General features: G+C 70.2%; 15 protein-coding genes. 8 read left to right on the forward strand and 7 right to left on the reverse strand.

What is annotated here, in order from left to right; all coding sequences use genetic code 11:
- Positions 1–148: 148 nt before the first annotated feature.
- Positions 149–823, forward strand: coding sequence for a pentapeptide repeat-containing protein (locus AB0C29_RS13850; protein WP_360819846.1), 675 nt, complete (start codon positions 149–151; stop codon positions 821–823).
- Between the two features lie 15 nt (positions 824–838).
- On the opposite strand, the gene AB0C29_RS13855 is transcribed toward AB0C29_RS13850, so the two are convergent.
- A complete protein-coding gene (locus AB0C29_RS13855) occupies positions 839–1201 on the reverse strand; it encodes an RDD family protein (RefSeq protein ID WP_360819884.1) in 363 nt (120 codons plus the stop codon).
- A gap of 302 nt (positions 1202–1503) precedes the next feature.
- On the opposite strand from AB0C29_RS13855, the gene glnA reads away from it, so the two are divergent.
- Positions 1504–2928 (forward strand): type I glutamate--ammonia ligase, encoded by a 1425-nt coding sequence (gene glnA / locus AB0C29_RS13860; RefSeq protein WP_360819849.1) that lies wholly within the window; start codon positions 1504–1506, stop codon positions 2926–2928.
- 73 nt (positions 2929–3001) lie between these two features.
- On the opposite strand, the gene AB0C29_RS13865 is transcribed toward glnA, so the two are convergent.
- Positions 3002–3529, reverse strand: coding sequence for a hypothetical protein (locus tag AB0C29_RS13865; protein WP_360819852.1), 528 nt, complete (start codon positions 3527–3529; stop codon positions 3002–3004).
- A gap of 153 nt (positions 3530–3682) precedes the next feature.
- Here AB0C29_RS13865 and AB0C29_RS13870 point away from each other — a divergent pair, with 153 nt between their 5' ends.
- Positions 3683–4522 (forward strand): helix-turn-helix domain-containing protein, encoded by an 840-nt coding sequence (locus tag AB0C29_RS13870; RefSeq protein ID WP_360819855.1) that lies wholly within the window; start codon positions 3683–3685, stop codon positions 4520–4522.
- A gap of 66 nt (positions 4523–4588) precedes the next feature.
- Entirely contained in the window at positions 4589–5170 is a 582-nt protein-coding gene (locus AB0C29_RS13875) for a dihydrofolate reductase family protein (RefSeq protein WP_360819857.1), read from the forward strand.
- A gap of 28 nt (positions 5171–5198) precedes the next feature.
- On the opposite strand, the gene AB0C29_RS13880 is transcribed toward AB0C29_RS13875, so the two are convergent.
- Positions 5199–5945 carry an FkbM family methyltransferase gene (locus AB0C29_RS13880; protein ID WP_360819860.1) on the reverse strand — a complete coding sequence of 249 codons (747 nt, stop codon included), beginning with the start codon at positions 5943–5945 and terminating at the stop codon, positions 5199–5201.
- 271 nt (positions 5946–6216) lie between these two features.
- Between AB0C29_RS13880 and AB0C29_RS13885 the strand changes: the two genes are divergently transcribed.
- Positions 6217–7776: a phospholipid carrier-dependent glycosyltransferase gene (locus AB0C29_RS13885; RefSeq protein WP_360819863.1), complete on the forward strand. Its 1560-nt coding sequence runs from the start codon at positions 6217–6219 to the stop codon at positions 7774–7776.
- A gap of 220 nt (positions 7777–7996) precedes the next feature.
- Here AB0C29_RS13885 and AB0C29_RS13890 read toward each other — a convergent pair whose 3' ends face one another.
- Entirely contained in the window at positions 7997–8203 is a 207-nt protein-coding gene (locus tag AB0C29_RS13890) for a hypothetical protein (protein WP_360819866.1), read from the reverse strand.
- A gap of 51 nt (positions 8204–8254) precedes the next feature.
- Here AB0C29_RS13890 and AB0C29_RS13895 point away from each other — a divergent pair, with 51 nt between their 5' ends.
- The gene (locus AB0C29_RS13895; protein ID WP_360819869.1) at positions 8255–8833 is read left to right on the forward strand and encodes a hypothetical protein; all 579 of its coding nucleotides are present in this window, start codon (positions 8255–8257) and stop codon (positions 8831–8833) included.
- Here AB0C29_RS13895 and AB0C29_RS13900 read toward each other — a convergent pair.
- From AB0C29_RS13900 to AB0C29_RS13910, 3 genes are read right to left on the reverse strand one after another with little or no spacing between them, the layout of a single operon-like run.
- A complete protein-coding gene (locus AB0C29_RS13900) occupies positions 8830–9135 on the reverse strand; it encodes a hypothetical protein (protein WP_360819872.1) in 306 nt (101 codons plus the stop codon). The two genes, AB0C29_RS13895 and AB0C29_RS13900, sit on opposite strands and share 4 nt — an antisense overlap.
- Before the next feature lie 60 nt (positions 9136–9195).
- Positions 9196–9591 carry a hypothetical protein gene (locus AB0C29_RS13905; protein WP_360819875.1) on the reverse strand — a complete coding sequence of 132 codons (396 nt, stop codon included), beginning with the start codon at positions 9589–9591 and terminating at the stop codon, positions 9196–9198.
- 17 nt (positions 9592–9608) lie between these two features.
- A complete protein-coding gene (locus AB0C29_RS13910) occupies positions 9609–10301 on the reverse strand; it encodes a DUF4191 domain-containing protein (RefSeq protein ID WP_360548290.1) in 693 nt (230 codons plus the stop codon).
- Between the two features lie 156 nt (positions 10302–10457).
- On the opposite strand from AB0C29_RS13910, the gene AB0C29_RS13915 reads away from it, so the two are divergent.
- Both AB0C29_RS13915 and AB0C29_RS13920 read left to right on the forward strand, forming a co-directional pair.
- Positions 10458–10634 (forward strand): hypothetical protein, encoded by a 177-nt coding sequence (locus AB0C29_RS13915; protein WP_360819878.1) that lies wholly within the window; start codon positions 10458–10460, stop codon positions 10632–10634.
- A gap of 59 nt (positions 10635–10693) precedes the next feature.
- The coding region (locus AB0C29_RS13920) for an AAA family ATPase (RefSeq protein WP_360819881.1) at positions 10694–12743 on the forward strand (2050 nt) is incomplete at its 3' end.

Here is a 12743-nt window from a genome sequence, read left to right on the forward strand (position 1 = left end):
ATCAGGAGGGTACGCAGACGCGCGCCCGCGACCGGCACCGCCGTACCGGTGTCGGCCCGAAGCTCGACGGGGCCGAGCAGCGCGATGTCCACGCCGTCGATTCTGCTCCCCGTCCGCGACCCGGTTCCGGCAAGCCTAGGGTTGCCGGATGCCAGTCGCCCGCCGCAGCCCGATCCGTCAGAGCGCACCCCGCAAGCCGGCCGTGCCCGCCGCCCTCGAAGCGCCCCAGCAGGAGCTCGAGCCGGAGACCACTTTCCGCGCCGTCGCGTTCGACGGTCACGACCTGTCCGGGCGGGAGGCGGAGTCGGTGGAGTTCGCCCAGTGCCGGTTCCGCGGGGCGGACCTGTCCACCTCGGTGCTGGCCCAGCTCACCATGACCGACTGCGTGGTGCAGGTCGCGAACTGGGCCAACGTGCGCGCCGACGGCGGGGCCGTGCGCCGGGTGACCTTCGACGAGTCGCGGATGACCGGCTTCTCCGTGACGAACGGCAAGCTCGGCGACGTGACCTTCGACCAGTGCCGGCTGGATCTGTCGGGCTGGCGCTTCACCGGCTTCGACAGCGTGCGGTTCACCGGCTGCAACCTGACCGGGGCCGACTTCACCAACGCCGACCTGCGGGGCGCCCGGTTCACCGGATGCGACCTGACCGGCGCCCAGTTCCACCACGCCACCATGGACGGCGCCCGGTTCCGGCGCTGCGAGCTGGACGGCATCGCCGGGATCGCGAGCTGGCGCGGCGCGATCGTGCACCCGGACGACCTGCCGGCGCTGAGCTACACCCTGGCGGGTGGCCTCGGCATCAAGGTCGACCCTTCGGACTGATCTCTCCCGGCGCTACTACCTCTTGGGTAGGGCTACGACGATGGAGCCGGCGGCGCGGTCGTGCAGGCCGCGGCGCTGGGCGTCCATGATGATCGCCGGGATCAGCAGGGCCAGCAGGACGCCGCGCAGCAGGCCGCGGAGGATGCCGATGGCGCCGCCGTCGGCCACGGACACCGCGCGGATCCGGGCCAGCGACATCCCCAGGGTCTGTCCGAACAGGCCGATGAACAGCGCGTTGAACAGGATCAGCACGACCACGGGCGGCCAGGCCACTACCCGCGGATCGGCGTAGAAACTGGCGATGACCAGGCACAACGCCCAGTCGATCAGCAGCGCGGCGAGACGGCGGCCGAACTCGGCGGGCTGCAGCGTCGACAGGTCGAGGGCCGCCGCCTTCTCGGGCGGGGTGGATGATCCGTTCGCGCTTGTCGCCACGGGGACGAGCGTAGTCGCGGGCGTACCGTTGCGGCATTTCCGCCCCCGGCGGCGCATCCCCGGCGGTAGGGTCGTCGATGATCCCGTCGTTGATCCAGGGTGATCGGGACCCCTTATCGGGCTCCGTAACACGGCGGAAACAATAGGGATACGCCTGGGCAACTACGGGGCCATAGCGTCGCGTCAGCCTAGCCTCGTGGCGGCTCACGCCGCCCCGGTTCGAAAATCATGTGCCAGGAGGACGTGTGTTCGCCAATCCCGAGGAACTCCTGCGATACCTCAAAGACGAGGACGTCAAGTTCGTCGACGTACGGTTCTGTGACCTTCCCGGCGTGATGCAGCACTTCAACATGCCGGTGGAATCGTTCGACGACAGTGTCGTGACCGACGGCCTCGCCTTCGACGGATCCTCGATCCGCGGGTTCCAGGCCATCCACGAGTCCGACATGATGCTGCTGCCGGACGTGTCGACGGCGTTCGTCGACCCGTTCCGCATCCAGAAGACGCTGGCCCTGAACTTCTTCATCCACGACCCGTTCACGCGGGAGGCCTACTCGCGTGACCCGCGCAACGTGGCGAAGAAGGCCGAGACCTACCTGGCCTCCAGCGGCATCGCCGACACCGCGTACTTCGGCGCCGAGGCCGAGTTCTACATCTTCGACTCGATCCGCCACGAGACCGCCGCCAACCAGGCGTTCTACTACATCGACTCGATCGAGGGCGCCTGGAACTCCGGCAAGGACGAGGAGGGCGGCAACCGCGGTTACAAGACCGCGTACAAGGGCGGCTACTTCCCGGTCTCGCCGATCGACCACTACTCCGACCTGCGCGACTCCATGGTGCGCCGGCTGATCGACGTCGGCTTCACCGTCGAGCGCTCGCACCACGAGGTCGGCACCGCGGGCCAGGCCGAGATCAACTACAAGTTCTCGACGCTGCTGCACGCCGGCGACCAGATGCAGATGTTCAAGTACATCATCAAGAACACCGCCTGGGAGCACGGCAAGACGGCGACGTTCATGCCCAAGCCGCTCTTCGGTGACAACGGCTCCGGCATGCACACCCACCAGTCCCTGTGGCTGGGCGGCGAGCCCCTGTTCTACGACGAGACCGGCTACGCGGGTCTGTCCGACATGGCCCGCTGGTACATCGGCGGCCTGCTGCACCACGCGCCGTCGCTGCTCGCGTTCACCAACCCGACGGTCAACTCGTACCGCCGCCTGGTGCCGGGCTACGAGGCGCCGGTCAACCTGGTCTACTCGCAGCGCAACCGCTCGGCCTGCACCCGCATCCCGGTGACGGGCAGCAACCCGAAGGCCAAGCGCGTCGAGTTCCGCGTGCCGGACCCGTCGAGCAACCCGTACCTGAGCTTCTCGGCCCAGATGATGGCCGGCCTCGACGGCATCAAGAACAAGATCGAGCCCCCGGCCCCGATCGACAAGGACCTGTACGACCTGCCCCCGGAGGAGTGGGGCAGCGTCAAGCAGGTCCCGGGCTCCCTGGACGCGGTCCTGCAGTCCCTGGAGAATGACCACGAGTTCCTGACGGCGGGCGGCGTCTTCACCGACGACCTGATCTCGACGTGGATCGACTACAAGCGCGTGAACGAGATCGACCCGGTCCGCCTGCGCCCGACCCCGCACGAGTTCGAGATGTACTACAACGTCTGAGTTGTAGCAGCGCCGAAGAAGCGGCGGTCATGTCCGGCTCACAGCCGGCATGGCCGCCGTTTCCCGTACGCCGTCAGCACTCGGCATCGTCGTCGTGTGAGCCGTACACATCGATGCCGTAGGCGCCCTCGGGTTCTTGGAGTTCGGGACCGTAGAGGGCGTTGAAGTCGCTCGGGAACCAGACGTCGAGCCTGGCCGTGGTGCCGTCGATCTCCTTCTGAAAGCACCCGACGTCGCCGTCGATGACCAAGCCCTTCGGGGGCGCCGGAGTCGGGTTGTCCACTGCCTGCCATCCGTCGTCGGCGGCGGCAGTGCGGTAGAAGGACAGGATGCCCTCGCGGCTCATCTCTGCCCGGTATTGCCGGCCAGCGCTGGCGAACCCACTGTCGACATCGCAGCCCGATTCGCTGCCGGTCGGCGTCGCGCCGTCGGGGTGCGTCATGAGGATCGGGAGGTTCGCGAGCGTGGCGGCGAATCGCTCATTGCGGTCCGAGCAACCGGGGAGCGCGGAAATCAGGCCGGCGCACCCACACGACAGGCCGACAATCAACGCCCCTGCGACCCCGATCCTGATGGTGCGAGGAGCCGGCGCTTTGACCACGGCTGAACCCTAGGGTGGGCGGGGTTCAACTCGACGCACACCAGGTGACGGACGACCGCCGCGTCAGCACACCGAGGGGAGCCAGGCCAGCGCGGGTGCGATCCGTCGCCGAGCTGGCCGGTCCATCTCGGCGCGCGATGCCATGCTGTGGGCGTGGAGTACGTGTCCCGAGTCCCGCGGCCGCCGCTGGGTGGGTTGATTGACGACCTCTACTACCTGGAGGGTGCGCCGCCCTACGCCCGGTTGAGGCTGCCGGCCAGTCCGGCGGCGTTTCTCATCGTCAACCTCGGCGCGCCGTTTCGGATCCGGGCCGGCGCGGACCTCGAAGCGGCCGAGTACGCCGACGGCTGTGTGGTCACCATGCCCACCCGTGCGCTGGAGTTCGGCTACCCGCCCGAGACCCGGTCCGTCGGCGTGCATTTCAAGACGTGGGGGCCGGCGCCGTTCCTGCGTATGCCCGCGGCCGAGCTGTGTGACCGGCCGGTGACGTTGGAGCAGGTCTGGGGTCGGCCCGCCGTCGCCAGACTGCGGGACCGGCTGGGCACCGCCGGGGGACCGCGCGAGATGCTGACGCTGCTCGAGGAGGAGCTGATGCGGCGGCTGGACGAGACCGCCGGGCTGGGGCTGGTCCGCCACACCATCAGCGTCATCGCGGCAGCGCGCGGAGCGGTGGCGGTCGGTGATCTGGGAGTCGAAGCCGGTGTCAGCAGCACCCACCTGGCCCAGCGGTTCAAGGAGCTCGTCGGCGTCACGCCGAAGCGGTTGGCCCGCAGCCACCGATTCGCCGCCACCGTGTTCTCGATCAATCCCGCCGGACCGGTCGACTGGGCCGACCTTGCCAGTAGCGCCGGCTATTTTGATCAGGCTCACTTCGGCCATGAGTTCCGGGCGTTCACCGGGCTCACGCCGACCCGGTACCTCGAGGTCCGGCGGCGATTCATGCGCGAGCATCCCGGGCACGTGCTGGACGGCTGGCCGTTGCCGGCCGATTGATTTCTTACAAGAACGACTGCCCATGACCCGCTAATTTGAGGGCATCCCCAAGCAGAGGAGAGCCCTGTGGGCAAGGTGGTCATGTACAGCTCGGTGTCGGTGGACGGCTTCATCGCCGACGAGAGTGACCAGCCCGGACCGCTGTTCGACTGGTTGACCAGCGGTGACGTCCCGTTGGACGAGAGCGGCTACGTGAAGGTGTCGCAGACCTCCTACGAATACACCCGGGCGTACTGGGACCAGATCGGGGTGACGATCGCCGGTCGCCACGTCTTCGACCTGACGGACGGCTGGGACGGTAAGCCGCCGAGCGGGATCGACCACGTGGTTGTCGTGACGCACCGGCCGCCGCCCGAGGGCTGGGACCCCGCGGCGCCGTTCCACTTCGTCGACGGGGTCGAGGCCGCGGTGGCCAAGGCGCAGGAGCTGGCCGGCGACCGCTTGGTCGAGGTCGCCGCCGGTGACGTCGGTGGCCAGGCACTTGCCGCGGGCCTGGTCGACGAGGTACGGATGGACGTCGTGCCCGTCGTCTTCGGGTCCGGCAAGCGCTTCTTCGGGTCGGTCGACGCGCAGCAGCTGCTGGCGGACCCGGACGTGGTGATCCAGGGCGACCGGGTGCTGCACCTGCGCTACCAGGTGCGCCGTTGACCGGGTCCGCCAGAGGCCGCGTGCCTGTTCAGCCGCGGAGCTTGTCCCGCAGCTTGACCAGCCGCTTGCGCAGCGGCTTCGGGAGCTTGCGGCCCAAGCTGTACAGCAGCTCCTTCGGCCGGGACCGCTCGTAGACGAACTCGTACGTCGGCGTGGCGTTGAAGACCCGGCCGGTCGGGCGGTAGCCGTACGGCTTCAGCGCCGCCTCGATCGTGGAGCGTTCCGGCTCGCCGAAGGCCTCCGCGAAGACGATCGGGTGGTGGCCGCGGAGGATGCGGCGGGCGCCTTTGAGCACCTGCTCCTCCATGCCCTCCACATCGATCTTCAGGACGACGACCTTGCCGCGGACGACCTTGTCGAGCGGTACGACGTCGAAGTGCTCCCAGACCCCGTCCAGGAACGACTTGGCCTGTCCGGGCTCGCTGCCCAGACCCACGTGGTGCACCGTCACCTTGCTGGTGAGGTCGTTCACGTCGACGTTCATCTGGGTCCACCCGGCGCAGCGCTCGCGCGGGTCGAAGGCGTGCACGTGCGTCGACGGGCAGTACATCCCGAACCAGACCGTGTGGGTGCCCAGGCAGGAGCCGGCGTCCACGTACACGCCGCGCTTGTTCAGGGTGCGGATGTAGTCCAGGAACTTCTGCTCGTAGAACTGGTTGGTGAAGAACGGCTTGTAAAGGGTGGGCGGGGCATCCTGCGGCCACGGTGACATGTCGAAGCGGCTGGTGATGCCGTGTCGTTTGACGGTGATCATCGGCTCTGCCGTTGGATCCATGCGACTACCCTGTCTGTTCGCGGAGCCCGCCGACATCACGGGGCTTACGCCTGTCGGTTATCCATCGGCATCCTTTACCGGGAGCGATGAAAATACTACTGGTCATCGGGTGGGACTTTCCCAGTTGAAGCAGACGGCGTGGCGCATTCCGCGGCAGCGCACAAGGGAGCGGGTCACGGCGAGCGGGATCCCGCCGCCGCAGCCACCGACGCGCCGTCACCCGTACCGGAAAGTGCTTGTCGCCCTGGGGGTTGTCGCGCTGCTGGCGCAAATGGCCTTTGTGATGGTCACCGCGGCGCGGCAGCAGTCGCAGACCGCGGACGAGGGTGTGTACATCGCCGCGGCGGTCGTCTACCTGCGGCATCACGAGCTGCGCTACAACCCCGAACATCCGCCGCTGGCCAAGCTGGTGATGGCCGCCGGCCTCGCTTTCGCCGATGCCCGCATCGATGCGGGCCCGGACAAGAATCAATATCAGGCCGGGACGGACGTGCTCTACGAGCACGGCAACGGGGCTCAGCGCATTCTCTGGTACGCCCGGCTGCCGATGATCGTGCTGACGCTGCTGTTCGGGCTGATGGTTTTCGCGTTCGCCCGCGACATCACCGGGTCGGGCGGTGGTCTGCTGGCGCTCGCGTTGTACGCGTTCTCGCCGGACGTGATCACGTACGGCTCGCTGGCCGGGGTCGACCTCCCCGCAGCCGGTTTCGTGCTGGCCGCCGCCTGGCTGGTCTGGCGGATGAGGCGCCATCCGTGGGCGTATCTGGCCCCGGCCGGGCTGGTCCTCGGCGCGGCCCCGGCCACGAAGATGAACACGCTCGTCGTGGTGCCGGTCCTGTTGCTGCTGGCCGCCGTGTCCGCGTGGCACGCCCAGCCGGGCCTGCGGCGCGTGCCCCGGCTGCTGACCGCGGTCGCCGCCATGATGGGCGTCGGCGCCGTGGCCGTCGCAACGGTGTGGCTCACGTACCTGATCGTTGATCCGCGGCTGCACTGGACGGCGCCGCCCGGCGTGCCGGTGATCCATGGGACGGTCGGTCACCTCGTCGACTGGCTGCCGTTCCCGCCCGCCTACGCCGACGGCCTGCGCATCCAGCTCGGGCTGGAGGACCAGACGTGGGGCGGCTTCCTGCTGGGCGACACGTATTCACGGCACCGCTGGTACTACCTGCCGGCCGCGCTGCTGATCAAGACGCCATTGGGCATGCTGGCCCTGTGGCTGGCCGGCATCGTGACGATGCTGACGGTGCGCCGATTGCGGCCGGCGGCACTCTACGTCCTGCTGCCGACGGTGGTGCTGCTGGTCGCGGCCATGCAGGGCAGCCGGGACTGGGGCGTGCGCTACGCGATCTTCGTACCGGTGCTGCTGGCCGTGGCGGCAGCTGCTGTCACCGCCGTCCGGTGGCGGTGGGTGCAGGCGGTCGCGGTCCTGCTGGTGGCCTTCGTCGCCGTCAGTTCGGTACGCGCCTTCCCCTACTACCTGCCGTACTCGAACGAGGCCTTCGGCGGTCCGGCCAAGACCTACCTGCGACTGGGTTCGTCCAACGTGGACTGGTATCAGGACCTGTACCGGCTCGCCCTGCGCCTCCAGGAGCGGTATCCGGGCGAACGGGTGTGGCTGGTGCACCGCAACCGGGCGATGGCCGGCTACTACGGCATCGACGCCGGGGATCCGCTGAAGGTGCCGCCGTCCGAGGTAAGCGGCCTGCTCGCGATCTCGGTGACCCAGCTCAGCAATCCGAAGCCCGAGATCCGCGAGCTGATCGCCCGTGGGGTCCGCATCGACCAGGTCGGGCACTCGATCTTCATCTACCGGGTGCCGCCGGTCAGCTGAAGTGCAAGTGTCCACGCGGGACGGCGGCCTCAGCCGAACCGGGCCCCCAGTCCGCCGAGGCCGCCGACATCCGTGTGCTTGCCGCACCGGCGGCAGACCTTCAGGTTGGGGTCCTGCGTATCGGGCCGCCGAACCCATGAATGCCACCCGAGCCGGCACTTCCAGGGCTTGCTCATGCCCTCCGACGCTACGCTCGTTCCAGCCGGCCGGCGGGTGCTGTCTACCGAGGAGGCAGGAAGTCCGTCACCGGCATGTCCGCGAACGCCAGGCGGGCCTGAACGGCTTGCCGGTCCGCCTGGACGAGAGCGTCGCGGCTGATGGACGGGTCCACGTGCGATCCTCGGCTGCGTCGGTCGCGCCAGGCGACGGCTCCGGCGACCATGGCGATCGTTGCGGCGATACCGGCCATGAAGATCAAGAGTGTCATGCCCTCACGGTAGGTGATGACTGCCACACGCTCCGAAGGGGCAGGAGGACGATGAGATTCAGTTTCTTTCCGGACCCGACTCCCGCGGACTGGCTCGTCCGGTCCGGGGCGCCGGACCGGCAACTGATCACGTTCGGGCCGGCGGGCTTCGAGGCGTACGCCCGGCTCCGCTACATTCCCGATCCGGCCCGGCCCGGTCAGGAGGAGGCCGACGCCGACGTTCCCGACGATCATCCGTCGGACATCGCGCAGGCGCGACGGGCGTTGCACCGGCTCGCGCCGTTCACGGCCACCGCCGACGAGTGCTACTTCTGCGTCTGGGAGGGCTACTCCGACATCCCGCTCCCGCCGGAGGCGCGCCTGATCGACCTACCCCATCGGCGCTTCGCTCTGTTCCGGAGCCGGCTGCGGGACATCGATCACTGGGAGACGGACTTCGGCGGTGGGCAGCCCATCGCGCCGCCGGCGTTGGTCTGGCCGGCTGATCAGCGTTGGTGCTTCACGAGTGATGTCGACCCGCACTGGGCCGGGATCGGCGCCGAGCGAGCGGCCGTCGACGCTCTCATCGCTGATCCGCGGCTCGACGTCGTCGCGGCCGATCCGGCGGAAAACCAGCCCCGGTACTACTAGGAGCCGACGCTGCGCGCGAAGACCAGCGGAGCGTCGCCCCCGTACCCGAAGATCACCTGGCTGCCGCCCGCCCGCTCGACCGCCTCGTCCCAGCCCGCCGGCGCGGGGTCGCCGCCGGGGGTCATCCGGGGCAGCAGGAATCCTTCGTCGCCCGGGCCGTCCACGACGACCAGGGTGACGCGGTTCAGCAGGGACCATTCGCCGGCCGCGGCGTGGGCGGGCACGTCGGCGGCGAGGGCGAGCACGGGTACGCCGTCACGGATCTCGAACCGTGCGGCGTCCGGCGGAAGCATGGTCGGCATCGGGCGAGTATGCCAAAACCTCAACGCGGCATCGCCCGGGCGAGCTCCTCGCTCAACTGCTCACCAGTCGCGCCACGCGTCGGTCAGCTCGGCTCGGTGCAGGCTTCGCCCGGCCGTCAGCGCCGTGACGTCGACGCCCGCCTCGGTCAGGACGGCGTCGAGGTACTCGCACAGTTCCTCGCGCTCGCCGGTCTCGATCACCGCCTGCCGCTCGTCGATGGCGTTGAGCGCGAGCACCACCCGTTCCACCGCCGCCCAGGCCGCCTCGTCAGTGACAGTCGGCAGGTCGGCGAGCTCCTGCGCGTACGCCGCCAGCACGACGTCGACCGCCGCGGTCGCCTCGGCCGGCCACAGCTCCGCGGCGTACGCCTGGTCCTGGGGGAGCGTCCCCGCCGCGACCGCCGCTTCCTGCTCGGCCACCCGGCGCTGCCATGTCTGACTCGGCCTCTCGATCATGGCCGTCAGCGTAGAGGTCAGCGGGGGCGCGGCTGGCGCATGCCCTTGCCGCCCGGGCGCATGTTCTTCGGAATCGCGCCCTTGGGCATCTGCGGGCGGGCCATCAGCGCGCCCAGCCGCTTGTCCAGGGCGTTGACGTCCTTGCCGGTCAGGTTGCGGGGCAGCTTCATCACCGTCGTGCGCAGCTTGCGGATCGACAGCTCGCCCTCGTTGGGGCCGATCATGTAGTCGTACATCGGGGCGCTGCCGATGACCTTGGACAGGCGGCGCTTCTCCTGGCCCATCAGGTTGCGGACGCGCTGCGGCTGGCCCTCGCCCAGCAGGATCACGCCGGGGCGGCCGATCACGATGTGCACCATGTCGAACTGGGTGGTGGAGCTGGCCGCCGGGCGGACCCGCCAGTCGCCGCGCATGTTCTCCATGATCGAGGCGGCCGCGCCGGGCTGGCCCTCGGCGGCGTTCATCATCGCGGTGTTCGACCGCAGGTTGAGCACGATCAGCGCGGCCAGCAGGGTGACCATGACGCCGATCGGGATCCAGATCCAGCCCAGGCCCAGGAGGACGAGCAGCACGGTCACGGCCAGCGGGATCAGCACCGCCGCGACGATCAGCGGGACGAACCACTTGTCCTGCCGCGCCGTGAACGCGAACACCTGGCCGATCTGCTTCAGGCGCTCGACGAACGACACCTTCTCCTGGGGTTTTGCCATACCCGAAAGTGTAGTGGTCAGCCGGGTGCCTTACTCGCCCAGGACCCTCAGCTGAGGCACCCGGGCGGCGAATATGGGGGACCTTCCCCATGCGGCGCCGGCACCTTCCCGCGAAGAGTCGAGGACAGCAAGGACGACCGATCGCGAGGAGTTGTGATGTTTCCGCTCAGTGACCCCGAATTCCAGCTCGACCTCCACCACCAGCGCTCCCGGGAGTGGCGCAGCGCCGCCGCCGCGGACCACCTCGCCCACGAGGTCGCCGCGGGCCGGCACCGGCGCTCCCGGTGGCATTGGCCCACCCGCCGGCCGCCGCACGGGCGGGCGTCCGCGTAGCCATGACCGTGCTTTTCGGGGCAGGCGCGCCGGGTCCGTGGCATGACATGCTCGACGGCGTGACGGCGCAAGCCAGCAGTGAGTTCCTGGTCGGCCGGGAGGCCGATCTCGCCGTGCTGCGCGACGCCCTGAAGCGCACCCGCAACGCCGAGCCGTCGACCGTGCTGGTCGGCGGCGAGGCGGGCGTCGGCAAGACCCGCCTGGTGGAGGAGTTCTGCCGGGTGGCCACCGCGGAAGGCGCCCGGGTGCTCACCGGTCAGTGCCTGGAGCTCGGCGAGGAGGGCCTGCCCTTCGCGCCGTTCGCGGCTGCGCTGCGCCGGCTGGTGCACACCGACGGCCCCGAGGTGCTCGACGGGCGCGAGCAGGACTTCGCGCGGCTGCTGCCCGAGCTGGGCCCGCCGCCACCGGACGCCGTCGGCGAGGCCCGCCGCGGCTACCTGTTCGAGCTGGTCGCGGCCCTGTTCGACCGGCTCGCCGAGCGGCAGCCGCTGGTGCTGGTGATCGAGGACCTGCACTGGGCGGACCGCTCGACCCGGGACCTGATCGGCTTCCTGATCCGCTCGGCCCGGCTGCCGCACGTGCTGCTGCTGGCCACGTACCGCACTGATGAGCTGCACCGCGGCCATCCGCTGCGGCCGTTCCTGGCCGAGCTGGACCGGGTCCGCGGCGTGCAACGCGCCGACCTGGACCGCCTCGACCGCGACGGCACCGCCGAGATGCTGGCCCACCTGCTCGGCACCGAGCCGGAGCCGCGCACGGTCGACGCCGTCCACGAGCGCGCCCAGGGCAACCCGTTCTTCATCGAGCAGTTCGCCGCGTCCGCCGACCCGACCTGCTGCGACATCCCGCACAGCCTGCGCGACCTGCTGCTGACCCGGGTCGACCAGCTCAGCGACGCCGCCCAGCGGGTGCTGCGGGTGGCCGCGGTCGGCGGCACCAAGTTCGGTCACGAGCTGCTCAGCCGGGTCGCCGGCATCGACGAGGCCGACCTGGAGTCGGCGCTGCGGGCCGTCGTCGCGGCCCAGCTGATCGTCTTCGACGCCGACGGCGGCTACGAGTTCCGGCACGCGCTGGTGCGCGAGGCCGTCCACGACGACCTGCTGCCCGGCGAGCACGCCCGGCTGCACGCCCGCTACGCCGAGGCGGTCGAGGCCGAGCCGCAGCTGGTCGCGATGGGCCGGGCCCCGGCGGAGATCGCCCACCACTGGTACGCGGCCCACGACCACCCCAAGGCCCTGACCGCGGCTCGGCGCGCGGCGCAGGCGGCCGGCCGGCGGTACGCGTACGCGGAGCAGGCCCGGCTGCTGGAGCGGGTCCTGGAGCTGTGGGAGCAGGTCCCCGAGGCGGCGCAGCTGCTCGGCGCCAGCCACCTCGACCTCCTCGAGGAGACCGGCCTGGTGGCCATCGACGCCGGCGACCACCAACGCGCGCTCAAGCTGACCAAGGCGGCGCTGGCCGACCTGGACGTCGAGGCCGAGCCGGTGCGCGCGGCCCGGCTGCTCGTGCGCCGCAGCAAGCTGCTCTACAACGCGGGCACCAGCGACGGCGCGGCGGAGGCCCGGGAGGCGTACCGACTGCTCCGCGCGGCGCCGCCGTCACAGGAACGGGTCACGCTGATCGCTGACGTCGCGTACGCGCTCGGCGGGGTCGACGACGAAGAGGCCGGCCGGGTCGCCGAGGAGGCCATGGCCGCGGCCCGCGAAGTCGGCGACGTGTCCGCGCAGGTGTCCGCGACCATCACGTACGGCCAGGTGTGCGGCGGCCGGTTGTCCGCCGTGGAGGCGCTGCCCGCGATGCAGGCCGCCGCGGTACGCGCCCGCGAGACCGGTGACCTGCCCAACCTCGCCCGGGCGCTGGTCAACGTCTCCGACACCCTGTTCGAGCTGGGCCGCTACGAGGAGTCCGCGGCCACGGCGGCCGAGGGCGTGCCGTACGCGGACCGGGTCGGGGTGCACCGCACCACCGGGGTGTTCCTGCTGGCCAACCACGCCGAGGCGCTGATGGCCCTGGGCCGCTGGGACGAGGCCGACGCCCGGTGCGCCGAGGCCGCGCGCCTCGATCCGCCCGGCACGCTGGCGCTGCCGTGGATGCGGCTGCGGACCGCGCTGC

The sequence above is a fragment of the Actinoplanes sp. NPDC048791 genome (assembly GCF_040650095.1).
GTDB lineage: Bacteria > Actinomycetota > Actinomycetes > Mycobacteriales > Micromonosporaceae > Actinoplanes.

Bases quoted from the DNA above. Each gene is read 5' to 3' on its own strand.
- AB0C29_RS13850 (WP_360819846.1), top strand. From the start codon at position 149: ATGCCAGTCGCCCGCCGCAGCCCGATCCGTCAGAGCGCACCCCGCAAG.
- AB0C29_RS13880 (WP_360819860.1), bottom strand. From the start codon at position 5,945: ATGGATCCAACGGCAGAGCCGATGATCACCGTCAAACGACACGGCATC.
- AB0C29_RS13885 (WP_360819863.1), top strand. From the start codon at position 6,217: ATGGCCTTTGTGATGGTCACCGCGGCGCGGCAGCAGTCGCAGACCGCG.
- AB0C29_RS13890 (WP_360819866.1), bottom strand. From the start codon at position 8,203: ATGACACTCTTGATCTTCATGGCCGGTATCGCCGCAACGATCGCCATG.
- AB0C29_RS13895 (WP_360819869.1), top strand. From the start codon at position 8,255: ATGAGATTCAGTTTCTTTCCGGACCCGACTCCCGCGGACTGGCTCGTC.
- AB0C29_RS13900 (WP_360819872.1), bottom strand. From the start codon at position 9,135: ATGCCGACCATGCTTCCGCCGGACGCCGCACGGTTCGAGATCCGTGAC.
- AB0C29_RS13905 (WP_360819875.1), bottom strand. From the start codon at position 9,591: ATGATCGAGAGGCCGAGTCAGACATGGCAGCGCCGGGTGGCCGAGCAG.
- AB0C29_RS13910 (WP_360548290.1), bottom strand. From the start codon at position 10,301: ATGGCAAAACCCCAGGAGAAGGTGTCGTTCGTCGAGCGCCTGAAGCAG.
- AB0C29_RS13915 (WP_360819878.1), top strand. From the start codon at position 10,458: ATGTTTCCGCTCAGTGACCCCGAATTCCAGCTCGACCTCCACCACCAG.